The 23353-nt window shown below is 65.9% G+C and carries 25 protein-coding genes (1 of these 25 cut by a window edge); 12 read left to right on the plus strand and 13 right to left on the minus strand.

Annotated elements, in window-relative coordinates:
- Positions 1 to 126 precede the first annotated feature (126 nt).
- From IPM60_16385 to IPM60_16400, 4 genes are read left to right on the plus strand one after another with little or no spacing between them, the layout of a single operon-like run.
- A complete protein-coding gene (locus IPM60_16385) occupies positions 127 to 2055 on the plus strand; it encodes a 2-oxoacid:acceptor oxidoreductase subunit alpha (GenBank protein ID MBK8909388.1) in 1929 nt (642 codons plus the stop codon).
- On the plus strand, positions 2052 to 3077 hold the full coding sequence (locus IPM60_16390; protein MBK8909389.1) for a 2-oxoacid:ferredoxin oxidoreductase subunit beta: 1026 nt from the start codon (positions 2052 to 2054) through the stop codon (positions 3075 to 3077). Before IPM60_16385 ends, IPM60_16390 begins: the two co-directional genes overlap by 4 nt.
- Before the next feature lie 17 nt (positions 3078 to 3094).
- On the plus strand, positions 3095 to 4426 hold the full coding sequence (locus tag IPM60_16395) for an FAD-dependent oxidoreductase (GenBank protein MBK8909390.1): 1332 nt from the start codon (positions 3095 to 3097) through the stop codon (positions 4424 to 4426).
- Between the two features lie 27 nt (positions 4427 to 4453).
- Positions 4454 to 4876 carry a rhodanese-like domain-containing protein gene (locus IPM60_16400; protein ID MBK8909391.1) on the plus strand — a complete coding sequence of 141 codons (423 nt, stop codon included), beginning with the start codon at positions 4454 to 4456 and terminating at the stop codon, positions 4874 to 4876.
- 17 nt (positions 4877 to 4893) lie between these two features.
- On the opposite strand, the gene IPM60_16405 is transcribed toward IPM60_16400, so the two are convergent.
- From IPM60_16405 to rmuC, 5 genes are all read right to left on the minus strand, one after another.
- Positions 4894 to 5601: a hypothetical protein gene (locus tag IPM60_16405; GenBank protein ID MBK8909392.1), complete on the minus strand. Its 708-nt coding sequence runs from the start codon at positions 5599 to 5601 to the stop codon at positions 4894 to 4896.
- A gap of 59 nt (positions 5602 to 5660) precedes the next feature.
- Positions 5661 to 5960 (minus strand): hypothetical protein, encoded by a 300-nt coding sequence (locus tag IPM60_16410; GenBank protein MBK8909393.1) that lies wholly within the window; start codon positions 5958 to 5960, stop codon positions 5661 to 5663.
- 181 nt (positions 5961 to 6141) lie between these two features.
- On the minus strand, positions 6142 to 6639 hold the full coding sequence (locus IPM60_16415) for a hypothetical protein (GenBank protein ID MBK8909394.1): 498 nt from the start codon (positions 6637 to 6639) through the stop codon (positions 6142 to 6144).
- A gap of 140 nt (positions 6640 to 6779) precedes the next feature.
- Positions 6780 to 7244, minus strand: coding sequence for a DUF302 domain-containing protein (locus IPM60_16420; GenBank protein MBK8909395.1), 465 nt, complete (start codon positions 7242 to 7244; stop codon positions 6780 to 6782).
- A gap of 88 nt (positions 7245 to 7332) precedes the next feature.
- Positions 7333 to 8394 (minus strand): DNA recombination protein RmuC, encoded by a 1062-nt coding sequence (rmuC, locus tag IPM60_16425; GenBank protein MBK8909396.1) that lies wholly within the window; start codon positions 8392 to 8394, stop codon positions 7333 to 7335.
- 179 nt (positions 8395 to 8573) lie between these two features.
- Here rmuC and IPM60_16430 point away from each other — a divergent pair, with 179 nt between their 5' ends.
- The 3 genes from IPM60_16430 (at position 8574) to IPM60_16440 (ending at position 12302) form a co-directional block, all read left to right on the plus strand.
- Positions 8574 to 10007, plus strand: coding sequence for a DUF4139 domain-containing protein (locus tag IPM60_16430; GenBank protein MBK8909397.1), 1434 nt, complete (start codon positions 8574 to 8576; stop codon positions 10005 to 10007).
- Positions 10008 to 10100: 93 nt separating this feature from the next.
- On the plus strand, positions 10101 to 11816 hold the full coding sequence (locus IPM60_16435; protein MBK8909398.1) for a chloride channel protein: 1716 nt from the start codon (positions 10101 to 10103) through the stop codon (positions 11814 to 11816).
- A gap of 114 nt (positions 11817 to 11930) precedes the next feature.
- Positions 11931 to 12302 carry a hemerythrin family protein gene (locus IPM60_16440; protein ID MBK8909399.1) on the plus strand — a complete coding sequence of 124 codons (372 nt, stop codon included), beginning with the start codon at positions 11931 to 11933 and terminating at the stop codon, positions 12300 to 12302.
- Positions 12303 to 12326: 24 nt separating this feature from the next.
- Here IPM60_16440 and IPM60_16445 read toward each other — a convergent pair whose 3' ends face one another.
- Positions 12327 to 12671 (minus strand): DUF190 domain-containing protein, encoded by a 345-nt coding sequence (locus IPM60_16445; GenBank protein MBK8909400.1) that lies wholly within the window; start codon positions 12669 to 12671, stop codon positions 12327 to 12329.
- 11 nt (positions 12672 to 12682) lie between these two features.
- Entirely contained in the window at positions 12683 to 13063 is a 381-nt protein-coding gene (gene crcB / locus IPM60_16450) for a fluoride efflux transporter CrcB (protein ID MBK8909401.1), read from the minus strand.
- Positions 13064 to 13414: 351 nt separating this feature from the next.
- On the opposite strand from crcB, the gene IPM60_16455 reads away from it, so the two are divergent.
- The 5 genes from IPM60_16455 to IPM60_16475 all read left to right on the plus strand — a co-directional run bounded on the left by IPM60_16455 (position 13415) and on the right by IPM60_16475 (position 18101).
- Positions 13415 to 14071, plus strand: a complete 657-nt coding sequence (locus tag IPM60_16455; GenBank protein MBK8909402.1) for a hypothetical protein — start codon at positions 13415 to 13417, stop codon at positions 14069 to 14071.
- A 211-nt stretch (positions 14072 to 14282) separates the two neighbouring features.
- Positions 14283 to 14786: a transcriptional activator RfaH gene (locus tag IPM60_16460; protein MBK8909403.1), complete on the plus strand. Its 504-nt coding sequence runs from the start codon at positions 14283 to 14285 to the stop codon at positions 14784 to 14786.
- Positions 14787 to 14931: 145 nt separating this feature from the next.
- The gene (locus IPM60_16465) at positions 14932 to 15978 is read left to right on the plus strand and encodes a CoA ester lyase (protein ID MBK8909404.1); all 1047 of its coding nucleotides are present in this window, start codon (positions 14932 to 14934) and stop codon (positions 15976 to 15978) included.
- 16 nt (positions 15979 to 15994) lie between these two features.
- Entirely contained in the window at positions 15995 to 17059 is a 1065-nt protein-coding gene (locus IPM60_16470; protein ID MBK8909405.1) for a MaoC family dehydratase, read from the plus strand.
- A gap of 67 nt (positions 17060 to 17126) precedes the next feature.
- Positions 17127 to 18101, plus strand: coding sequence for a cation transporter (locus IPM60_16475; protein MBK8909406.1), 975 nt, complete (start codon positions 17127 to 17129; stop codon positions 18099 to 18101).
- Between the two features lie 120 nt (positions 18102 to 18221).
- Here IPM60_16475 and IPM60_16480 read toward each other — a convergent pair whose 3' ends face one another.
- The 6 genes from IPM60_16480 to IPM60_16505 form a co-directional block, all read right to left on the minus strand.
- Positions 18222 to 18863, minus strand: a complete 642-nt coding sequence (locus IPM60_16480; GenBank protein MBK8909407.1) for a pyridoxamine 5'-phosphate oxidase family protein — start codon at positions 18861 to 18863, stop codon at positions 18222 to 18224.
- A gap of 91 nt (positions 18864 to 18954) precedes the next feature.
- Positions 18955 to 19236 (minus strand): hypothetical protein, encoded by a 282-nt coding sequence (locus IPM60_16485; protein MBK8909408.1) that lies wholly within the window; start codon positions 19234 to 19236, stop codon positions 18955 to 18957.
- A gap of 31 nt (positions 19237 to 19267) precedes the next feature.
- Complete coding sequence (locus tag IPM60_16490) at positions 19268 to 20323, minus strand: formate dehydrogenase subunit gamma (protein MBK8909409.1); 1056 nt, start codon at positions 20321 to 20323, stop codon at positions 19268 to 19270.
- Between the two features lie 37 nt (positions 20324 to 20360).
- On the minus strand, positions 20361 to 20951 hold the full coding sequence (locus IPM60_16495) for a hypothetical protein (GenBank protein ID MBK8909410.1): 591 nt from the start codon (positions 20949 to 20951) through the stop codon (positions 20361 to 20363).
- Between the two features lie 165 nt (positions 20952 to 21116).
- Positions 21117 to 21716: a 4Fe-4S dicluster domain-containing protein gene (locus tag IPM60_16500; GenBank protein MBK8909411.1), complete on the minus strand. Its 600-nt coding sequence runs from the start codon at positions 21714 to 21716 to the stop codon at positions 21117 to 21119.
- Between the two features lie 11 nt (positions 21717 to 21727).
- Positions 21728 to 23353, minus strand: the 3' portion of a protein-coding gene (locus IPM60_16505; GenBank protein MBK8909412.1) for a formate dehydrogenase subunit alpha. The gene runs 1263 nt beyond the window's last position; only the last 1626 of its 2889 coding nucleotides appear in the window; the start codon falls outside the window, past its right edge — the gene reads right to left on this strand; its stop codon occupies positions 21728 to 21730.

The raw sequence follows: 23353 nt of genomic DNA on the forward strand, positions 1-23353 counted from the left end.
ATATAATCTATAGGAGGCGACCCCGGGACCACGGCCGCTTTACCAGCACTGTCCTGCGACGCCCGTTGGCGCCGCGTCCGCAAAGGTGGTCGTAACTTCTAGTTTATGAGCCCATTCCGAATCGACATGTCAAGCAGCAGCGAAAACGAGACGGTGTCGCGCCAGTCGTTGGACGGTGAGGCATCGGAGCAAGGTCATCTTGGTCGCGAGACTTTGGAGTCCGCCGTGGTCCGCTTCGCCGGCGATTCCGGCGATGGCATCCAGGTGACCGGCGGCCGGTTCGCCGAGAATACGGCGCTGTCCGGTTACGACCTGGCGACGTTTCCCGATTTTCCAGCAGAGATCCGGGCGCCGGTCGGCACGACCTACGGCGTCTCCGCCTACCAGATCAACTTCGGCGGCCGCACGATCATGACCTCCGGCGACGTGCCGGATACCCTGGTCGCGTTCAATCCCGCGGCGCTTAAGGTGGAACTCGGCAAGCTGAAGAAGGGCGGACTGGTCGTCGTCGACTCGGGCACCTTCACCGAGCGCAACCTGAGAAAGGCCGGGTACGAGTCGAACCCTCTCGAAAACGGCGCCCTCGACGGCTATTACAAGATTCTCGTCGACGTCTCCCAGCTTACCCTGGAGGCGGTCAAGCCGTTCGAGCTGTCGCAAAAGGACGCCTTGCGGTGCAAGAACATGTGGGCGCTGGGGTTGGTCTACTGGCTCTACGACCGCGATCGCGGGCCCACCGTCAACTGGCTCAATCACAAGTTTGCGGCCAAGCCCATCGTTGCCGCCGCCAACATCGCTGCGCTGAACGCCGGCCACGCCTTCGCCGAAACGGCCGAATTGCCGGCCGGTGTGCACGGCTTTGCAATCACCCCGGCAGAGATCGCGCCCGGGCTGTATCGGGCGATTACCGGCAGCGAAGCGATCGCCTACGGCCTCGCGGTCGGCGCCCATCTGGCCGGCCTGAAGCTGGTGCTTGGCTCGTATCCGATCACCCCCGCATCACCGATTCTGCACGTTTTGTCGACCATGCGGAAATACGGCGTGGTGACGCTGCAGGCAGAGGACGAGATCGCCGCCGTCTGTGCTGCAATCGGCGCCTCATACGCCGGGGCGATGGGGGTGACGTCGAGTTCCGGTCCGGGCATCGCCCTCAAGGGCGAGGCGCTCGGACTCGCCATCGCCGCGGAGTTGCCGCTGGTCGTGATCAACACCCAGCGTGCCGGACCGTCCACCGGCATGCCCACCAAGACCGAGCAGTCGGATCTGTACCAGGCGGTGTTCGGGCGCAACGGCGATGCACCGCTGGTGGTCATGGCGGCGCGCTCGCCGGGCGACTGCTTCGAGACCGCGATCGAGGCGACGCGGATCGCGACCAAATTCATGACCCCGGTGATCCTGCTTTCAGACGGCTACATCGCCAACGCCGCCCAGCCATGGAGGGTCCCCGAGGTCGGCAGGATCGCGCCGTTCCCGGTTACGATGCGTACGGAACCCGAGGGATTCCAGCCGTACCTGCGAGATGCGGAGACGTTGTCGCGTCCGTGGGCAGCGCCGGGCACACCCGGGCTCGAGCACCGCATCGGCGGCATCGAGAAGGACTACGACAGCGGGAATATTTCCTACGAGCCGGACAATCACCAGCGCATGACCGACGTACGGGTAGGGAAGATCGCGCGCGTCGCCGACGACATCCCGCTGCAATCGGTAGACCAAGGCGCCGATGGCGGCACGCTGGTGGTCGTCGGCTGGGGCTCCACCTACGGCCCGATCAGCCGGGCGGTTTCCAACCAGCGTGCGAAAGGGGTCGATGTCTCCCACATCCACCTGCGCTACCTGTGGCCGCTGCCGCGCAACCTGGAGGACCTGCTGCGCCGCTACGAGCAGGTGCTGGTGCCGGAAATGAACACCGGCCAGTTGTCCACCATCCTGCGCGCGCAGTATTTGCTGCCGGTCCAGGGCCTGAACAAGGTCGCCGGCCAGCCGTTCAAGATCAGCGAAATCGAGGCGTCGATCCGCGCGCGGATCGACGAGATGCAAGAGAGGTCCGTGGCATGAACGTCGTCAAATCCGCCGCCCGTCTGAAGCCGCAGGATTATGCATCCGACCAGGAGGTACGCTGGTGCCCGGGCTGCGGCGATTACGGCATCTTGCGCGCGGTCCAGAGAACGCTGGCCGATGCCGGCGCCGATACCGCAAGCACCGTCTTCGTCTCCGGCATTGGCTGCTCGTCGCGGTTCCCGTACTATCTGTCCACCTACGGTTTCCATACCATCCATGGACGGGCGCCGGCGCTGGCGACCGGCATCAAGCTCGCCAACCCGGCGCTGGACGTGTGGATCGCCACCGGCGACGGCGACGGGCTTTCCATCGGCGGCAACCACCTGCTGCACATTCTGCGGCGCAATGTCGATGTCCAGATTCTATTGTTCAATAACGAGATTTACGGGCTGACAAAGGGCCAGGCGTCGCCGACTTCGCGGCTCGGCACGCGATCGCCGTCGACGCCGGGGGGATCCAGCGAGGCGCCGGTCTCGGCGTCTGCATTTGCTTTGGGGGCCGGCGGCCGGTTCGTGGCGCGCGTCATCGACACCTCGCAGAAGGACATGGTCGAGGTGCTGAAACGCGCGCACGACCATCGCGGCGCCTCGTTTGTCGAGATCTTCCAGAACTGCATCGTCTACAACGATGGCGTGTTCGCCCCGTTCGCCGACAAGACGGTCGCCGCGGACCGCCAGATCCACGTGAGCCACGGCGAGCCGCTGCTGTTCGGCCGTGACCACTGTCAAGGGATCCGCTTGAAGCCCGGCTCCATCGCGTTGGAAGCAGTCACCATCGGCGACAACGGGATTACTGAGGCCGACATCCTCGTTCACGATGAAACCAATCGCGCCCTCGCGTCCATGTTGGCTGCCATGGAACCGCCGGCGATGCCGGTGGCGCTCGGCGTCCTGTATTGCAATCCGGCCCTGGCGGTCGGCGACCGCTTGACGGCGGCGGAGGAGGAGGCGGTAACCCCGACAACCGCCGACTTCGACGCGCTGCTTCGTCGTGGTGACACCTGGACCGTCCCGTCCTAGGACGCGCCGTCCTTGGGATGCCCATCAATGTCGCCATTGTCGGAGCCGGACCGGCCGGGTTCTATACCGCGGAAGCGCTGCTGCAACGGGACGCTGACATCCATGTCGATTTCATCGAACGCCTGCCGACCCCCTACGGGCTTATCCGCGCCGGCGTTGCTCCCGACCATCAAACCACCAAGAAGGTCTCCAGGAAGTTCGACCAGACGGCGAACAAGGATCTGGTCCGCTACTATGGCAACGTCGAAGTCGGGCGCGACGTCGCGCTCGAGGAATTGCAGGCCCTCTATGACGCCGTGGTTCTCGCGGTCGGCGCCCCGGCCGACCGCTACATTGGCATCCCGGGCGAAGACAAGCTGGGCGTGTTCGGCTCGGCGCTGGTGGTGGGGTGGTATAACGGGCATCCGGACTTCTCCACGCTGCGCCCGGATTTGAATACGCCGGCCGTGGTCGTGATAGGAAACGGCAACGTCGCCCTCGATGTCGCCCGAGTGCTGGTCAAGACGCCGGAAGAGCTGGCCCTATCCGACATCGCCGACTACGCCGCAGCGGCCATTCGCGGAAGCCCGTTGACCGACGTGTACCTGCTTGGCCGTCGCGGGCCGTTGCAGGCGCGATTTACCAATGTCGAGCTGCGCGAGCTGGAAGATCTGGCAGACGCCGTGCCGGTGGTGGATCCGGGAGACCTGCCGGAGGCGGTGCCCGGTTCTCAGGATCGCGAAGGGCGGCTCAAGGAAAAGAACTTGGCGACCCTGCGCGCTTTTTCCGCCCTCGACCCCGTCAGCAAACGCAAGCGCATTCATTTCCGGTTTTTCGCTAATCCGGTGGAAATCGTCGGCGGCGAGCGGGTCGAAGGGGTGCGCTATGAAGAAACGCGACTCGATCAGGGCCGCATCGTCGGCACCGGCCGGATGCAGACGATCGCGTGCGGCCTTGTCGTCTCCGCCATCGGCTATCGTTCGCAGGTTCTGCCCGGAATGCCCGACTGCAGCGCCGGCGACTGCGTGCCCAACGTCGACGGGCGGGTGGCGCCGGGCCTTTATGCCGTCGGCTGGGCGAAGCGCGGGCCGATCGGAGTGATCGCGAGCAACCGGCCGGACGGGTCGGCCTGCGCGGAGCAGATCGCCGCCGATATCGCCCGCGGCGAGAAGCCGGGCCGCGGCGGGCTGGAGCCGCTGTTGGCGAAGCGCGGCGTGCGTGTCGTCGGTTTCGAGGACTGGCGGCGGATCGACGCTGCGGAAGTCGCGGCGGCAGAGGCCGGAGCGCCACGGCGCAAGTTCACCACGCTCGGTGAAATGCTGGGAGTGCTGGAGCCTGAATCGCGCGGCGGTGCCGCGCAAACCCATTGACGAGGCTGGAGGGAGCTGCGGCAGGTCATGCGCAACGGATATGCGGGAGACATCCCGCCCCGCAAGGCGTGGGATGTTCTGGAAAGCGATCCCAAGGCAGTGCTGGTGGACGTGCGCACCCCCGCCGAGTGGAGCTACGTCGGCGTTCCCGACCTCAGCAGCCTCGGAAAGCAGACGGTGTTCGTGCCGTGGGTGCTGTACCCCAACATGGATCTCAACGTGCGGTTTGCGGAACAGATGGCGGAGATCGGCGCACCTCCCGATGCGCCGTTGCTTTTCCTCTGCCGCTCGGGCGTGCGCTCCCAGGCGGCGGCCATCGCCATGACCCGGCTCGGCTACACCGCCTGCTATAACATCGCCCACGGTTTCGAAGGCGATCAGGATGACCAACGCCACCGGGGCACCCTATCCGGCTGGAAAGTCGAAGGACTGCCCTGGCGCCAGGGTTGATCGCGTTGCCGTGAAGTTCAGGCGCGCGCGACCGCGGCGTTGACGCGTTCGATCTGGGCGTCGACCGAAATGTCGGCCATCGCCGTGACCTCCAGCCCACGATCTTCAAAGGCATTGACGTCCATATGCCACGCCTGCCAGTCGGCGACAGCGCGGTCGCGGGCGCGGACGAGACCCTCGATTTCCGGCCGGAAAAGCCGGAGCATGGCGGTAATCCAGATGTTCAGCGCCAGGGAGGGGTACGCCAGATCCATGTCGAAAACGTCGAGCATGCGGATCACATCGTCCGCGGCGTACCAGGTCTCGCCCGTGACCCAGCGATTGGTGGTGAACAGCCGGATGGGGACACCGTGCGTGTCCATCGCTATGGCAACCAGGTGAGACAGCGCGTCGTTGTCGCCCGCCGGTGCGGCCAAGTCGGTGAGCGGCGCCGGGCGAACTCCCTCAGGCATACCCTTGGGCCGCAGGAAGGTGTGGAAGTGGCCGTGCTCCGCGTCCCGCAGTCCGGCCGGATGGGCGTGATAGTAGTACTGACAGTGGGTCTCGGGATCGTAGACATCCCCCTTTGGATAATGATCCCATTCGAAGAACTCGCCCTGCCCGCGCAGAAGTTCGCCGACCACATTGCCGTCGGTCTTGGCAAGCAGGCGGTAACACTCGCGAATCTCGGCCCCCGCCGCCGCCATGTCTTCCAGCTGCTCTCGCGGGAGGTCCAAAAACGCCACTGCCGCCGCCTCAGCCGAACGCGGCGCCGCCCGCGCGAGCGGCGCCCAGGGTCGGGTCGCTACTTCTTTTTGGCCGCGCAGGGATTTTCGGCCGACTTCGCCGCGCAGGGGTTTTTCGCGGCACACGGATTTTTTGCAGCACATGGATTGGAGGCCTTGGCTGCGCAAGGATTGGAAGCCTTGGCTGCGCAAGGGTTGGCGGCCTTGGGCTTGCACGGGTTGCAGGACGCCAGGATGATTTCACCGCCGCGGGATTGGGCGGCGGGCAACGCGGCCGAGGTCCCGCGATACGCGCAGTCCGAGCCGGCGGCCGATGCCGGGGCGGGCGCCGAAAGGGCCATGCCGGCTACGGCTGCCATCGGAACGACTGTCGACAGGAAACGGGTCTTGCTGGTCTTCACGGCGCTGTCTCCTCACTGTCCGATCGTTGCAGCACGCTGCAAATGAGTTTCATTCGTTCGAAGCATGACGGGGCGCGCATGAAATCGCGAGTCACGCCGAGTCACGTGTCCGTGATGGCCGCCTCGGTTGTTCTGGATGCTACTCGGAGCTGACAACGAGCGTGTAGTCGGGCGTGGGATTGAGCGGGCACGAGTAGAGGTAGGTTCCCGGCTTCAGGTCCACCTCGTAGTCGCGCGACGCACCCTCGACCAGGCCGCCGCCGGAGACGCTGGTCTTGGTCAGCTTGTGGAGCGGATTTCCCGCCTCGTAGTCGCTGTCGCGTAGCCAGAAGCCGAGTTCGTACGGCACGTTCTTGTTGGTGACGCGAAATGTGTAGGTTCCCGGCTTCACGGTCATGACGTCTGCGTTCGCCAGCCGCTCGACGCTGGTTTCGGCGTTGATCCGGTCGCAATCGGCTGCACTGGCGGTCTCGAAGCCATGGTCGGTGCCGTTTTCAGGTTCCAGGAACTGGCATCCGGTCTGGGTGAGCTCTATGAGCTGTCCGGCCCCGGCAATGCCGGCGACGCCCGCCACGGCAAGTGCCGGAAGCACCGCCAGAGCGGCCGTCGCCACGCGGGTTTTGTGCAAGCGCTTCATGTGGGGGCATCCTTTTCAGAGAAAAGCGGGTGTCCCCAGCATGACGCGATCTTGTCTTCACGTTCAACAAACGTTGCCGTGAGGATGCCGGCGGCCAGAGCGGACGAACGGAGCGGCCGGCCGGAGCGGCCTGCGATGAATTACTCCCTCGAGTCCGCGACAATGCGGGTGACGATGGAGTCCAACTCGTCGGCCATCGTGTCCAGCTCCGCAACTTCGTAAGGTGCGAACACCGCGCTCGGCAGGCGGTAGGTCAGCCTGGCGGCGCCGTCCTCCTCCTCCGTGACGTAAAGCCTGAGCGGCGCCTCGATGCCGGCGGCGACGCTGGCCTTTAGCATCCGCACCGCGTATGGAGGCTTGAAAATCATGAAGACCCGGTTGCCAGGGATGGTGACGCCGATCTTCTGTGCGCCGCAGTCGGCGCAGGCGCGGGCGACGATGCCCATGTCGTTGGCCTCGATCGCCGCCTCCAGGTCCTTTACGTACTGCGCGAACGGCTTGTCGATCCGAACCGTCTCGGTTCCCGGGTAGGGCGCCGGATTCTCCGCCCGCGGCGCCGTCACCGCCGTCGCCATCAACGCCACTGCAATGATCAGGATGCGCATTCCGTCCTCCATGAGTGCCGCATGCTGAAGCCTTGTCATGCTGCGGACCACAGCACCTCTTGGCGCGCCTGTCGATCCATTGGCGCCTTCAATCACGAGAACTTGAGGTGCGGCGGTCGGGCGCGATGTCGGTGTCCGGGCCGGGATCGAACGGCTCATCCGCGACTTCGGGACCGGAAGGCGGCTCGCCCAGTTGCGCCACGTCGATGCGGTCGGCGCGGCGGGCGATCTTGGCGGCGGAGAGGCGGATCTGGCGGACGTCGTCCTCGACCTGGCGGAAGTGCTCCTGCAGCCGCGCGCCGCGCTTGTCGAGGCGCTCGATGTCGGCAGACAGGGCGCTCAACTCGGCCTCGATAACCTGCGCCTGCTCGCGCAGGTGCACGTCCTTCAGCACCGCACGGAGCGTGTTCAGGGTCGCCCACAAGGTGGTCGGCGACACGATCCACACCTTCCGGCGATAGGACTCCTCCACCACCGGCCGGAAGTTGGCGTGCAGCTCGGCGTATACTGCCTCCGACGGCAGGAACAGCAGCGCCGCATCGGCGGTTTCGCCGGGCACGATGTAGCGCTCCTGGATGTCGACGATGTGCCGGCGGACGTCGGCTGCGAACGTCCGCGCCGCTTGCGCCCGACGCGCCTCGTCCGGGCTCGCCCTGAGCGCGTTGAAGCTCTCCAGAGGGAACTTGGCGTCGATGGCGGTCGGGCCGGGAGGCGTCGGCAACCGCAACAGGCAATCTACGCGCCGGCCGTTGCTGAGCGTCGCCTGAAAGGCGTACGCCGACGGCGGCAGCACGGCGCTGACCAGGTCCTTCAGTTGAACCTCGCCGAAGGCGCCCCGCGCCTGCTTGTTGGAGAGGATGTCCTGCAGCGCCACGACCTGCGTCGACAGATCGTGGATGTTGCGCTGGGCGGCGTCGATGACGGCGAGGCGCTCATGCAGGATGCGGAGCGACTGGCCGGTGCGCGCCGTCTGCTCGGCCATGCCGTCCCCGAGCCGGCGAGCGAGCAGATCGAGCCGCTGGTTGACACCCAGTTGCGTCTGTTCCAGACGCCCGGTCAAGTCTGCCTGGGCGCGCGACAGATGCTCGGCGCTTTGCGACAACCACATCATCTGCGAGGCGGCGATGGCCCGATCGCGCTCGCTTCGCATCAGCACGAAGATCAGCACCACGACGACCGCCAGCGCCGACAAGCCGAACCCTACGGACGGGGAGATGTCGATTATGGACCTCTGATCGCCGAAAACGCATCGCAGCCGAGCTTGCAAGATGCGATTGCGGAAAGCAAACTCGGCATTTGCTGCTCGGAAACTGCAATCAGGGGGCCGAAATGGGACGCCGCTTGTTCGCCTTCGTCATGTTAGTCGCGCTGTCCGCGTTGCCCGCCATGGGCGAATCGGCCGAGGTGCGGGCGGCGCCGGATCAGCGCGTGGGCCTCGACGTCACGGTTTATGGCGACGGGCTCGGCATGATCAGCGACCGGCGCAGGCTGGGGTTGCCGAGCGGCCGCTCCCAACTCGTCTTCGAGGGAATCAGCCGCGAAATCATCCCCGCCAGCGCGCTCCTGACCAGTGACGCGGAATTCCGGGTGCTTGCCATCGAACACGGGTTCGACGTTCTGACGCCCGACGCCTTGCTGCGCCGGGCGCTGGGCAAGGAGGTCGGCGTCGTGCGCGTGCATCCGATGACCGGCGAGGACACGGTCGAGCGCGCCACCGTGCTCAGCGTGCGGGATGGTCTGGTGCTCCGCTATCGCGACCGTATCGAGACCGGCGTGCCCGGGCGCCTGGTTTTCGACTCGGTGCCCGACGACTTGCCGGTGACGCCGACCATCGTGGCGAGCGTCGAAGCCACGGCCGAAAGCGATGGCGATGCCGCTGTCGACCTCAGCTACCTGACCGAGGGCCTGGCGTGGCAAGCCGACTACGTGGCCGACCTTGACCGGGCGATGGACACGATGACGATCGTCGGCCGCGCCGCGGTCAGCAACACCACCGGCGCCGACTTCGAAAACGCGTCGCTGGCGCTGGTCGCCGGTGACATCCGCCGGGTCACCACAAACGCGCCCGACCAGGCTCGGACAATGATGCAAAGCCGCGCCAGCTTCGCTCAGGAAGCTATGGCGGCGCCGCTGCCGGAGCGGGAGGCCGTAGGCAACTACCACATCTATCGGCTTCCCGAACCGGTGACGATCGCCGATCGCCAGAGCAAACAGGTGGCGCTGTTGGACGCCGGCGGAGTGCGTGTGGAACGCGAATTCGTGAGCGAGAGCGCCAGCGTCGTCTACCACGCGATGCCGACCGACAGCCTTCCGCAGGCGGCCGACGTGGTGCTCCGCTTCCGCAACGGCGAGGCTGCGGTTGGGATGCCGTTGCCCGCCGGCACCATCCGCGTTTACATGCGCGACTCCAGCGGTGTGCGCCGCCTGCTCGGAGAAGATGCAATCCAACCGACGCCGATCGGCGGCGCCGTTGAAATCACCCCCGGCCGCGCCTTCGACGTGACGGTCAAGCGCACCCAGACCGATTTCGTCCGCTCGGGCCTGCCCGACAACGTGTTCGAAAGCGCCCATCGCATCGAGATCCGCAACGCCAAGGACGAGGCTGTCACCGTCAAGGTGGTCGAACGGCTGAGCCCGGACTGGACGATCTTGAAGGAAAGCGTTCCGCATCGAAAAGAGGCCGCCGATCGCGCCGTGTGGCGCCTGGACGTCGCGGCGGGCGGAACGGCGGAGATCACCTACCGCGTCCGGGTGCAGCGGTAAGTGTACGCCATATCCGCGGGCGGGGGCTCGGGTTGAGCCATGCCGGAATGGGGAGCGGGAGTCCGCAAGGCGTATGCGCGCTTTCGCCACCTGATCCAAGACGACGTTCTGCGCCTGTCGCTTCTCGCCATGCTGATCGGCGTCATGGTCGGCGGTGCGGTGATCCTGTTCCGCGAGGCCATCGCGCTCATCCAGAGTGTCGCGTTCGGCTCCGGCTCGCCGCGCCTGTGGTTCCACGCGGCGCAGCTTCCATGGTGGCACCGCCTGTTGACGCCGACGCTCGGCGGGTTGCTGGTCGGCGTGTGGATCCACGCGATGATGCCGGATCGCCGCCCGCCCACCGTCGCCGACGCCATCGAGGCAAGCGCCCTGAAAGCCGGCCGCATGTCGTTCCGCGCCGGCCTGTGGGGCGGCGTCGCCAGCGCGCTCTCCATCGGCTGCGGCGCTTCCGTCGGTCGGGAGGGTCCGGCTGTCCACATCGGCGCCACCGTCGGAAGCTGGCTCGCACAGATCTTCAACCTGCCGCGGCGGTCGACGCAGACACTTCTCGGGTGCGGGGCGGCGGCGGCGGTCGCCGCGTCGTTCAACGCGCCGATCGCCGGCGCCCTGTTCGCCAACGAGGTGGTGATCGGGCACTACGCGCTCAAGTCATTCGCCCCGGTGGTCGTCTCCAGCGTCATCGGCACCATCGTCTCGCGGGCTTGGTTCGGCGATTTTCCGGCCTTCGAGGTCTCGGTGCTGCCCATCCGCTCGGCCTGGGAAATTCCCGCCTTCCTCGGACTTGGAGTGCTGGCCGGTCTGACCGCCATCCTTCTGATGCGCGGCATCAGGCTGGCCGAGCTGGGCGCGGCGCGGCTGCCGGGGCCGCCGTGGCTCCGCCCGGCAGCCGCAGGCGCACTGGTGGGTTCGATCGCGGTCGTTCTGCCGCAAGTGCTCGGCATCGGCTACGGCGTCACCGAGCAGGCGTTGATGGGGGTCATGCCGTTGGCGTTGCTGGCGGCCGTCTGCATCGCCAAGATCATCGCCACGGCAATCAGCCTCGGCTTCGGGTTCGCCGGCGGGGTGTTCAGTCCGTCACTGGTGATCGGCGCGATGCTGGGCGGCGCCTACGGCACGCTTTTGGCAGAGCTTCCCATCGCGACGAGCGAGTCCGGCGCCTACACCATCATCGGCATGGGCGCGGTCGCCGCCGCGGTGTTGGGCGCGCCCATCTCCACATCCCTCATCGTATTCGAGATGACCGCCAACTACCCGCTGACGATCGCCGTCATGCTGGCGGTGGTCGTCAGCACCGCGGTCGGGCGATCGCTGCATCGGCAATCTTTCTTCACATGGCAACTCGAGCAGCGTGGTCTCGATCTGCTGGGCGGGTTCCAGGCCGCCCTGCTCCGCAGCATCCGCGTCCACGAAGTGGTGTCGCCGCGCTGCGAGGTGGTGTCGCCCGACCTCGGCCTCTCCGATCTCCGCATCATTGTGCCGCAGTCGCTCTACGGCGAAGTGTTCGTCGTCGGCGACAACGGGGAGTTGCTCGGCAGCATCACCTTCGCCGACCTTAGCCTGGCGGCGTTCGATCGGAGTCTGGACGGACTGGTGGTGGCTGGCGACCTGGTGCGACGGGATCGGCCGGTGATCGCCTCGGACGAGTCGCTGGAGACGGCGCTGCGGACCATCCGATCTGCCCGCAGGGTGCTGCTTGCCGTCGTAGATGACCGCGAAAGCCGGCGCTTCGCCGGCGTGGTCCACGAGCGCGACGCGATGAACGCGTACACCCAGGCCTTGCTGGAAGCGCGGCGCGACGAGCGGTCGTAGTTCGCGTTGACATACAGGTTAAATTTCCTATATAAACCGAAATTAGGATAAGTATGGGAAAAGGATCTCTACGTATGTCGATATTGACGGTATACCGGTCGCCGGATCGACAGCATGTCACATGAGGATCGCGAAGTTCTGTGCCGCCTCATCGCCGCCATCCGGCACTGCCTGGACGAGGGCCACGAAGCGGAGGAGATCGCCCGCATCATCGAGCACCTTCTCGAATACACCAAGATGCACGTGCTGTCGGAGGAGTTGCTTATGCAGCTCTACATGTATCCGTTCGGGCGCCGGCACAGCCGGCAGCATGACCAGATGATCGAGTCCATCGAGCGCTTGGCCACCGAAATCGACGAAGGCGACGCAAAGTCGTTGCGGGCGAGGCTGGTGGACTTCGAAACCGAGCTTGAACAGCATTGCGGCGCGCATGACGCCCGGTTCACGCAGTTCCTGGCAAACATGGATGGGGGCGAGGACACATAGGCGCAGCACACGGAAGACGGGGCTTCAGCGGTCGTCGCGCGTGCGGCCGTAGCGGAGCACCTGGACCCGCTCCAAGGTGATCAGACCGCCGGGCATCATGGCGTCGATGACCTCGAGAAACGCCCGGATCTTGTCTTCGCTATCGACGATTTCGACCAGGACGGGCAGGTCCTGTGACAGCCTCAGGATCTTGGTGGTATGCAGCCGGCTGCCGTGGCCGAACCCCATCGGTCCCCGCAGCACCGTCGCGCCGGCCAGATGCATCTCGCGGGCCTTCTCGACGACCGCCTCGTAGAGGGGCCGGCCGTCGGCCTTGTCGTCCTCGCCCATGTAGACGCGGAGCAGCAGTCCCTCCGTCGGGGGGCGCATCGTTGCCTCCGTCAGCGATTGATCCACACGCCGGCCGCGTGCCCGAGCCACACCCCGAGCAGGCACAGCGCTACCGACAGCACGATGTTGGCGCCGGCCAGAAACCACTCCCCGTCCTGCACCAGGTTCAGCGTCTGCAGGCTCCACGACGAAAACGTGGTGAACCCGCCGAGCACGCCGATCATCAGGAACTGCCTTGCCGCCGAGCCGATGAACAGGCGGCCGTCAGGTCCGGTCACCTCCGCGATCAGCCCGATCAGCAGCGACCCGGAAACGTTGACGACCATGGTGCCCCACGGAAAAGTCTCGCCGACCGAGCGCGCGACCAGCCCCGAACACCAGTAGCGCAGCACGCCGCCGGCCGCGGCGCCGCAGGCGATCCACAACGGCATGAGCGCATGCGTGCCGATCATGCCCGTTTATGACGCGCGCGCGCCGCGACCGCAAGCGCCCACGCTGCACGGAAATGCGGGCCAGGCGGCCGGAGAAGAGCGTGGCGACTCCTCCGAAAAGCGGGGTATAAGGCGGTGCACCGCTGCGGACGCGACGCGGCCGGTCGGGCTCCATGTCGATACGCCGTCACATTGGGAGAGGCCGAATGATCGATCTATCGCCGGACTCTGAAGGCAACCTCAGCCCTCATTAACGACCTCTGAAATTAGCACGGACTAAAGAGGCTATGCGACACAGAATGTCGCGTGTAAAGTGGACGCAATAACCGTGAGAACAGGGAGGGCTGCACAATGTCTTACGATCGCTCTATAGCGGGGTTTGCTGCTTTTGTTCTTGGGGCTGGGCTGCTTGCCGCGCCGGTCAGTTTTGCCGCTTCGGTGGCTGGCGACCAATTCACCGTATCCGTCACCGAGGCTTCGGTCCCCCTTGCCGGGTCGTTGTCCGGCATCGCCGGATCGGCGGCGTTTCCAGATGTCAGCGTGACCTTCCCCAGCGGCTCGTTCTTCGATGTCGATTGGGCCGATGGTGATACGTTCGTTCTCGATTGGCGGTCGGAAGAGAGGGCATCGCCGACGAGCCCGACGTCGCCGCTGACAAACCTCAAGATAGCCGTGACGGGCCTCAATTTTGCGGAGAGCGGGTCGCCGGTCGACATTAGCGGCGTCAAGCAGGTGGACGTTTCCCCTGGCCTGGATTTTCCTAATGTACTCTCCTCCACGGCGAACTCGGTCACCATTCTCTATCCAAACCTGGATGCTTTCCAGGCCGCCGATGGGAGCACGTTGACGTTGGATGTAAGCACCAGCGCTAGTGGGGCAGGCTCCGGCGGCGGTGGCGGTGTGAGTGTCATCCCAGTGCCGGCTGCCCTGCCGCTGTTCGCGTCGGGCCTTGCCCTGATGGGATTTTTAGGCTCGGCCGCGCGCCGAAAGAGCCATCCGAAGACCTAACCGTGTCGGAACGGGCGCGGGTCGATCATCACTTCGGGCCTGCGCCCATTTCACCGTCGAGCACGTCCGCCCCGCATTCCGAAGGGGGAAGGAGGGAGAAGCAAGGCGGGCATGCGGGGACATTGACCACCGCGCCGACGGGCCTCAAAACGCTCAATAGCCCCATCGGAACGGGCTCGCGGCCTGCGGGTGACCGGAAAGGAGGGCGGTCATGACCGACTGGTACGCCGTCTATAGCCATCCGAACGCTGAGAAGACGGCGCTGGGGCATTTGCAGCGGCAGGGGTTCGAGGCGTATCTGCCGCAGTACCGCAAACGCCGGCGGCATGCGCGGCGGACGGAGCAGGTGCTGCGGCCGCTGTTTCCGCGCTACCTTTTCGTGCGCTTCGACATTGCCCAGGTGCGCTGGCGGCCGATCCTGTCGACGGTCGGCGTCTGCGGCATGGTGCGGAACGGCGACGAGCCGACCCGGGTGCCGGGCGGCGTGATCGAGGCGCTTCAGGCCAATGAGGGTTCGGGCGTGTTCGACGCCCTGTCGCCGACCAAGGGGCTCCGCGAAGGCGACGCAGTCCGCATCGTCGACGGGCCGTTCGCCGAACTGATCGGCCGCTTCTGCGGCGTTGCCGATGCCGAGCGGGTGATCGTGCTTCTCGATTTCCTTGGGCGGCAGGTGTCCGCGAGGGTTCCGGCCGAAGCCATCGCCGCAGCGCCCTAGCCCGGCATACTTGCCGCGGCCCGTCGCCGTGCGTCCCCACGAGTCCCTCACATTGTCCCGTTTCCGCCCCTTCAATTGACGCCGCCGCCGCTTCGGTGCTACGTCATATTGCAACCGCGAACGATACGGATGAGGGGGAAAGACGATGAAACTGCCGCGCCATTTCTTCGCGCCACTGGCCGCCGGGGCGCCTCAGCCACTGATGGAATTGCCGGTGCGGCCGGAGCGGATGATCCACTTCTTTCCTCCGCACATCGAAAAGATCAGGGCGCGGGTTCCCGAAACCGCCAAGCAGGTCGACGTCCTGCTCGGCAACCTCGAGGACGCCATCCCCGTTGACGCGAAGGAGGCTGCGCGCGCCGGTTTCATCGAGGTGGCGGCGAGCGTCGATTTCGGCGACACCGGGTTGTGGACGCGCGTCAATGCCCTCAACAGCCCGTGGTTTCTCGACGACATGACCGAGATCATCGCCGCCGTCGGCAACAAGCTCGACGTGGTGATGATCCCCAAGGTCGAGGGGCCGTGGGACATCTACTTCGTCGACCAATACCTGGCGCTGCTCGAGGCCAAGCACGGGGTTCGGAAGCCGATCCTGATCCACGCCATCCTCGAGACGGCGCAGGGGGTAAAGAACGTCGACGCCATCGCCGCTGCCAGCCCGCGCATGCACGGCATGAGCCTCGGGCCGGCCGACCTCGCGGCGTCGAGGGGCATGAAGACGACGCGGGTCGGCGGCGGTCATCCGTCCTACGGCGTGCTCGCCGACGCCGCCGAGGATGGGCAGGGGACGCGGCCCTTCTTTCAACAGGATCTGTGGCACTACACCGTCGCCCGGATGGTCGACGCCTGCGTGTCCGCCGGTCTCAGCGCCTTCTATGGGCCATTCGGCGACATCAAGGACGAGGCCGGCTGCGAGGCGCAGTTCCGCAACGCCTTCCTCATGGGCTGCGCCGGCGCCTGGTCGCTCGCGCCGAACCAGATCGCCATCGCCAAGCGGGTCTTCAGCCCGGACCCGAAGGAAGTCAAGTTCGCCAAACGCATCCTGGAAGCGATGCCCGACGGCACCGGCGTCGCCATGATCGACGGCAAGATGCAGGACGACGCCACCTGGAAGCAGGCCAAGGTCATCGTCGATCTGGCGACACTGGTCTCCCGCAAGGATCCCGACCTGGCCGCCCAATACGAACTCTAACGGACCGGGGGCCGACATGAGTGTCAAGACAAATCCAGGCAATTTCTTCGAGGACTTCCGGGTCGGTCAGGAGATCGTCCACGCCACCCCCCGCACCGTCACCGAAGGCGACGTCGCGCTCTACACCGCCCTCTACGGCGGGCGCTTCGCCTTGTCGTCGTCGACGGCGTTCGCCCGCGCCATGGGTCTCGGGCGGGCGCCGATCGACAGCCTCCTCGTCTTCCACATCGTGTTCGGCAAGACGGTGCCGGATATCTCGCTCAACGCCGTCGCCAACCTCGGCTACGCCAACGGCCGCTTCCTGGCTCCGGTCTACGCCGGCGATACGCTCAGCACTCGCTCCCAGGTCATCGGCCTGCGCGAGAACAAGGACGGACGGAGCGGCATCGTCTATGTGCGGTCCACCGGCCGCAACCAGCACGGCGACGTGGTGCTCGACTATTCGCGCTGGGTCATGGTGCTGAAGAGCGACGCGGCCGCGCCGACGCCGGAAGAAGCGGTGCCGGATCTGCCGCGGTCGGTCGCCGCCGAGGACCTGGTGGTGCCGGCAGAGCTGCGCGGCTCCGACTACGACACGGCGCTGGCGGGAAGCCCGCACCTGTGGGACGACTACGAGGTCGGCGAACGCATCGACCATGTCGATGGCGTCACCATCGAAGAATCCGAGCACATGATGGCGACGCGCCTCTACCAGAACACGGCCAAGGTGCACTTCGACGACTACAAGCAGAAACACAGCCGCTTCGGCCGGCGGCTGATTTACGGCGGGCACATCATCTCGATCGCCCGGGCGCTCAGCTTCAACGGCCTCGCCAACGCGGTCACGATCGCCGCCATCAACGGTGGCCGCCACGTGGCGCCCACCTTCGCCGGCCACACCGTCTATGCGTGGTCAGAGGTGGTGAACAAGTTGGCCTTGCCGGAGCGGGACGACTTCGGCGCGCTCCGCATCCGCACCGTCGCCACCACCAACCAGCCGTGCGAGGCCTTTCCGGACAAGAACGACGACGGGCGCTATGAGCCGTCCGTGGTGTTGGACTTCGACTACACGGTGCTGATGCCTCGCCGCGCCTGGAGCTGATTCGAGCGGGCCGGCCCTGCTCGGTTCAGCCCAGCCCAGCCCAGCCCAGCCCAGCGGAGCTTCGCTCATGGGGCACGGACACGCCCACGGCCACGTCGATCGAAACGCCGGTGACGCGAGGGTCGCCTGGGCGGTCGCCATCAACCTCGGCCTGACCGTCGTCCAGGTCATCGGCGGGGTTCTGGCGGGAAGCCTGGCGCTGATCGCCGATGCGCTCCACAACTTCTCCGACGCCATCTCCCTGATCATCGCCTTCGGCGCCCGCAAGATCGCGCGCCGGCCCTCCGACGCCACCATGACCTTCGGCTACGCGCGCGCGGAAGCCGTGGCGGCGCTGGTCAACTACACGACGCTGATCGTCATCGGGCTCTACCTGGTCTACGAGGCGGTGATGCGGTTCATCTCGCCGCAAGGGGTCGACGGGTGGCTGGTGGTGGTCATTGCCGCCGTCGCGCTCGCCGTCGATCTGGTCACGGCGCTGCTGACGTACGCGCTCGCCAAGGAGAGCGTCAACATCCGCGCGGCGTTCCTCCACAACGTCGCCGACGCCCTCGGATCCGTCGCCGTCATCTTCGCCGGCACGCTGATCCTGCTCTATGACTGGCGTCTGGTGGACCCGTTGGTGACCTTGATGATCGCCGGCTACATCCTGTGGCAGTCGTTTGCAGAGATCGGCACGGTGATCCGCATCCTGATGCTGGGCAGCCCGCCGGGAATTACCACGGGCGCGGTCATCGACCACATCCGTGGCGTCGAGGGGGTGGCCGATGTCCATCACGCTCATTTCTGGCAGATGGACGAGCACAGCAACTCCGTCGACGCCCACATCGTCATAGCGAGCGGCGCCTGGAATCGCGCCGACGGCATCAAGCAGGCGGTGAAGGCGAGCCTGCGGGACGCCTTCCAGATCGGCCACACCACACTGGAAATGGAATGCGCCGAACACGCCTGTGTCGACGTCGGCACCATCGGCCATGACGCGGGCGTCGGCCTGCGCTCCACCGATCGAGAGGCACGCGAACGCGATCGGAATGCCCGCTGACGGAGTGCAACAGTTTCCGGACCGCCGCGCGCTTGCTTCGTCCTTGCCGACGTGGCGATCCACAAAACGCACGGCACCCTGCGCCGCTGATCGGCGTGGACTCCTCCCCGCAAATCCGGGTCAGTCGCCGAGGTTCGGCGGCGTCGGGATGCCCTCCGGCAGGCGTGGGCACGGCTCCGGGGCGCCGCGGCGGGTCTCCAGCGGCACCGTCCCCGCCCAGGTCGGCCAGGCGTAGTCCTCCTCGTCGTCGACCGGCCCGCCGGTGCGCACCTTGGCGGAGACCTCGTCGAGATCGAGGGCGAGCACCGTCGTGGCTTTCAGTTCCTGATCCGTCATGGGCCGCAGTTCGTTCCAGCGGCCGGGATAGAGGCCGTTGACGAAGGTCTCCAGCCGCGCGGTCTTGTCGGCCGCGTCCTCGACCCGAGTGGCGCTCCCGAAGATCATCACCGAGCGGTAGTTGGCGGAGTGGTGGAACGCCGAACGGGCCAGGATCAGAGCGTCCATGTGGCTGACGGTGAGGCAGAGCGGAGCGCCCGTCGCGAGGTGGCGCAGCATGCGGCTCGCCGCCGAGCCGTGCCAGTACACCCGATCGCCTTCCCGCCAGTAAAGCGTCGGCGTGACGTAGGGCTGGCCGTCGATGGCATATCCGATGTGGCACAGCATCCCATCGTCCAGGATGCCGTAGATCGTCTCGCGGTCATAGCGGCCCCGCGCGAAGAGTCTTTTGACGCGCGTCCGCTCCGTGGGCGCAAAGTCATCCATGAAAGCCCCCGTTGTCGGTCGCAGCGAACCTACAGGAGCCGCGCCGATATGACCAGACGAGCGGACAGCGGCGGAGGCGTTGCCGCCGGCTCTATTCAGTGGCCAGCATGCTGCGGGCCAAGTCCATCAGCGTCTTGGCGTCGCGGAAATTCTCGCGCTCGCAGAGATGCTCCGCGACTTCAATGATCTTCTTCACCTCCATCGACGTCTTGCCGCCGATGTCCCGGACGTCATAGGACTTCTTCACGTCCCGGATGGAAATCATGCAGGCGTCCTTGGACGCGAACCCTTGTTCGCCCGAAGACGATTGTTCGGCGGCCATGGCGGCGCCCGCGACCATGAAGACGAGGCAAAGCATGAGCGCGCTTCTCATCAATCCTCTTCCTCCCGATCGGCTTTGACGTTCACTCCGCCGGCGCGGCCGAGACGGCGCCGGGAGCCCGGCCGGCGTTCGCCGCTTGGTCTTCCTTGACCTTGTCATACCACGCGCTGTGATGCTCTTTCGCCCAGTTTTCGTCCACGTAGCCGGATGACATGGCGTGGAACGCGTCCTCCATGCCGACCGTGCCGATGTAGATGTGGGCGATCATCATCATGCAGATGATCTGGCTTATGGTGGCGTGGATGGCCTGGATCCACTGCATCTGTTCGAGGTCGGCGAACATGAACGGGAAGAGCAGATTGATGCCGGTGACCGACAGAAGCCCGCCAAAGACCATGACCGCCCAGAACACCGTCTTCTGACCGAAGTTGAACTTTGCCGCCGCCGGATGGGCCGTCGGGAACAGAAGTCCCCCGCCTTTCTTGATCCAGCCCCAGTCGTATTGGTCCCAGATATTGTCCTTGACCCAGAGCACGAAGATCAGCACCAAGCCTGCCATGAACGCGAACGCTACGTAGTTGTGGATGTATTTTCCGTACTGGGTGATCGTAGAGAACGCCTGTGGCCCGAGCAAAGGGATCAGCACGAACTTGCCGTAAAGCATGTTGACGCCGGTTGCGGCCAGCACCAGGAACGAGCCGGCCGTCAGCCAGTGCCCGAAGCGCTCGATGAACCCGAAGCGCAGCACTTTCCGACCCGATTTCCCGCGCTTGATGCGCACCTTGCCGCGGATCATGTAGAACCCGAACACCACGAAGAACATCACCCAGAAGGCGATGGCGCCCACCACCAGGATCGGGCCATTGCGCCAGGCGCGCCAGTTGTCGCCCTCGGACTGCACGAGAGTTCCTAGTTTCTTGTCGGGGATCGAGACGGTTCCCTTGACGCCTTGGCGCACGTCGCGCCACATCTCGGCGTCGCTGATGCCGCCAAGGGCGTTGCCGGGCACCCGCCCCTCGGTCTGCGCATAAGCCGGAGTGTCGAAGGCGGTCGTGAACACCAAGCCCGTCGTGCCGCTCGCCAGCCCCAACAGCATCAACAGCACGACGAGGGCGAAGCGTCGGGGCCTACGGGTCATGGCGCCGCCTCCTGCAGTCATGGTTTTCCTCTTCCGCTCACTGGTCAGCCGGCCGCGCGCCGGCATCGCCCTGCACTGCCGCCGGCTTGGCCGGATCCCCTTCCGGCGGTCCCTGAGCCTGCGACTCCTGAACCGGCGACTCCTGAGCCGGCGACTCCTGAACCGGCGACTCCTGAGCCTGCGACTCCTGAACCGGCGACTCCTGAGCCTGCGATTCCTCGGCCGGCGACTTGGCAGGCGGCTGACCGTCCTGCGCTTGCGGCTGACCTTCGGGGGCCGGCTGCTGCGCTTGTTGCGGCTCTTGCGCCTGCGGTTGCTCCTGCTGCGCCTGTTGCGGTTGCGCCGGCGGCGCTGCGGAAACGGGGCGCGCTGGCCCGCCGACAACGCCGCCGCTGCGGCTGCTGAAACCGGGCGAGGTGGAGATGTTGGGACCCGATTGATAGGAAGCCCGGTCGCGCAGGCGGTCGAGCGTCGCCTCGTCGATCGGTGGCTCGGATTTCCCCTTATAGACCCCCTTCTCGTAGTTGAGAGGCCGGTCGCCGCTGTCGCACGCGCTTACCAGAGCCCCCCCGGCGACGAGAGTTGCGATCGCAAGAAGAGCGGGGAGCGCATTTGTTCTTGTTGTCATTGATCTCTTTCGGCTTCAGAGACTCGTGTTGCTGTCGCGGCCAAGGCCGGCCGTTCGATGATCATGCCCGCGGACCCGTGGCCGTTTGCGCTCCATGCCCCGGGGGCGAAGTGGAGCGGTGCCGCCCCGATGGCGAACACCGCCCCCCTGGCTTCCCCCTCGCCGTCAGGACTCTCCTGCCTTCAAGCCGTACGCGGTTCCCCAGCCCCAGGCGCCGGAGCCGAAGCCGCGGGACACGACGCGCTGGCGATAGATGTCGGAGACGACGTCGCCGTCGCCCGCCAACAGCGCCTTGGTCGAGCACATCTCCGCGCACAGCGGCAACTTGCCTTCCGCAATGCGGTTGCGGCCGTACTTCCGGAACTCGTCGTCCGAGAAATCCTCCTCCGGCCCGCCGGCGCAGAAGGTGCATTTATCCATCTTGCCGCGGCTGCCGAAGTTGCCGGCCTGCGGATACTGCGGCGCCCCGAACGGGCAGGCGTAGAAGCAATAGCCGCAGCCGATGCACAGGTCCTTGGAGTGGAGCACGATGCCTTCGGCGGTGTCGTAGATGCAATCGACCGGGCACACCGCGATGCACGGCGCGTCCGAGCAGTGCATGCAGGCGACCGACAGCGACCGCTCGCCCGGTTGCCCGTCATTGAGGGTGACCACCCGCCGGCGGTTGATGCCCCACGGAACCTCATGCTCGTTCTTGCACGCGGTGACGCAGGCGTTGCACTCGATGCAGCGCTCCGCGTCGCACAGGAACTTCATTCTTGCCATCGTTCAACTCCTCACGCCGCCTGGATGCGGCACAGGGTGACCTTGGTCTCCTGCATCTGAGTGACCGAGTCGTAGCCATAGGTCATGGCGGTGTTGCAGGCCTCGCCCAGCACGTACGGATCGGCGCCCTCGGGGTACTTGCCGCGCAGATCCTGACCCTGGAACCAGCCGCCGAAGTGGAACGGCATGAACGCCACGCCGGGCGCCACCCGCTCGGTCAGCATCGCCTTGACCTTGACCTTGCCGCCTTCCGGCCCTTCGACCCACACCATCTGCCCGTCGCGGATGCCGCTGTTGTTGGCGTCCCGAGGGTTGATCTCGCAGAACATGTTCTGCTGAAGCTCGGCGAGCCACGGGTTGGACCGGGTCTCGTCGCCGCCGCCCTCGTACTCGACCAGACGGCCGGAGGTGAGGATGATCGGATACTGCTGCGAGTGGTCGTTGTTCTGGATGCTGGCGTACAACGTCGGAAGCCGGTAGTTGTGGGTGTCGGCGTACGTCGGGTAGTCGGCAACCAGATCCCGCCGCGGCGTGTACAGAGGTTCCCGGTGCACCGGCACCGGATCCGGAAAATTCCACACCACACAGCGGGCCTTGGCGTTTCCGAACGGGGCGCAGCCATGTTCGATGGCGACCCGTTGGATGCCGCCGGAGAGGTCGGTCTTCCAGTTGGTCTTCTCCGCGGCGATGGCGTCGATCACCTTGCGCTCTTCCGCGGTCAGGTCGCCGTCCCAGCCTAGCTTCTGCAGCATCGCCATGGTGAACTCGGGATAGCCATCCTGGATCTCCGAGCCCTCGCTGTAGGAGCCTTCGGCGAGCAGGTTGTCCCCGTCCCGCTCCACGCCGAACCGCGCCCGGAAGGTGAGCCCGCCCTCGGCCACAGGCTTCGACGTGTCATAGAGGTTGGGCGTTCCGGGGTGCTTCATCTCCGGCGTGCCCCAGCACGGCCATGGCATCCCGTAGTACTCTCCGTCGAGCGGACCGCCACGGGCCTGCAAGGTGGTCTTGTCGAACGTCGCCTGATGCTGCATGTGCAGCTTCAGGCGTTCCGGCGACTGGCCGGTATAGCCGATGGTCCACATGCCGCGGTTGTATTCGCGGGTGATGTCCTCGACCAGCGGCTCGTTGCCGTTGACCTGGATTCTCTTGAACATTTCCCCGTCGAAGCCGAACTTCTTCGCAAACAGATAGATGATCTCGTGATCGGATTTGGATTCGAACACCGGGTCGATGATCTTTTCCCGCCATTGCAGCGAACGGTTGGAGGCGGTGACCGAGCCGTAGGTCTCGAACTGGGTGCAGGCCGGCAGCAGGTAGACGCCGTCGGTGCGGTCGTGCATTACCGCGGTCACGGTCGGGTACGGGTCGATGACGACGAGGAGGTCGAGCTTCTCCATCGCTTTTTTCATTTCCGGCCCGCGTGTCTGCGAGTTGGGAGCGTGACCCATGAACACCATGGCCCGAACGTTCTCGGGCTGGTCGATGTTCTCCTTGGCCTCGAGCACGCCGTCAATCCAGCGGGACACCGGAATGCCCTTGGACTCCATCAGCTCCTGGCTGCCGAAGCGGCTCTTGAGCCACTCGTAGTCGGTCTCCCAAACCCGCGCCCAGTGCTGCCAGGAGCCGGTCAGGAGCCC

The sequence above is a fragment of the Rhodospirillales bacterium genome, from assembly GCA_016710335.1.
Taxonomy (GTDB): domain Bacteria; phylum Pseudomonadota; class Alphaproteobacteria; order Rhodospirillales; family Defluviicoccaceae; genus JADJXQ01.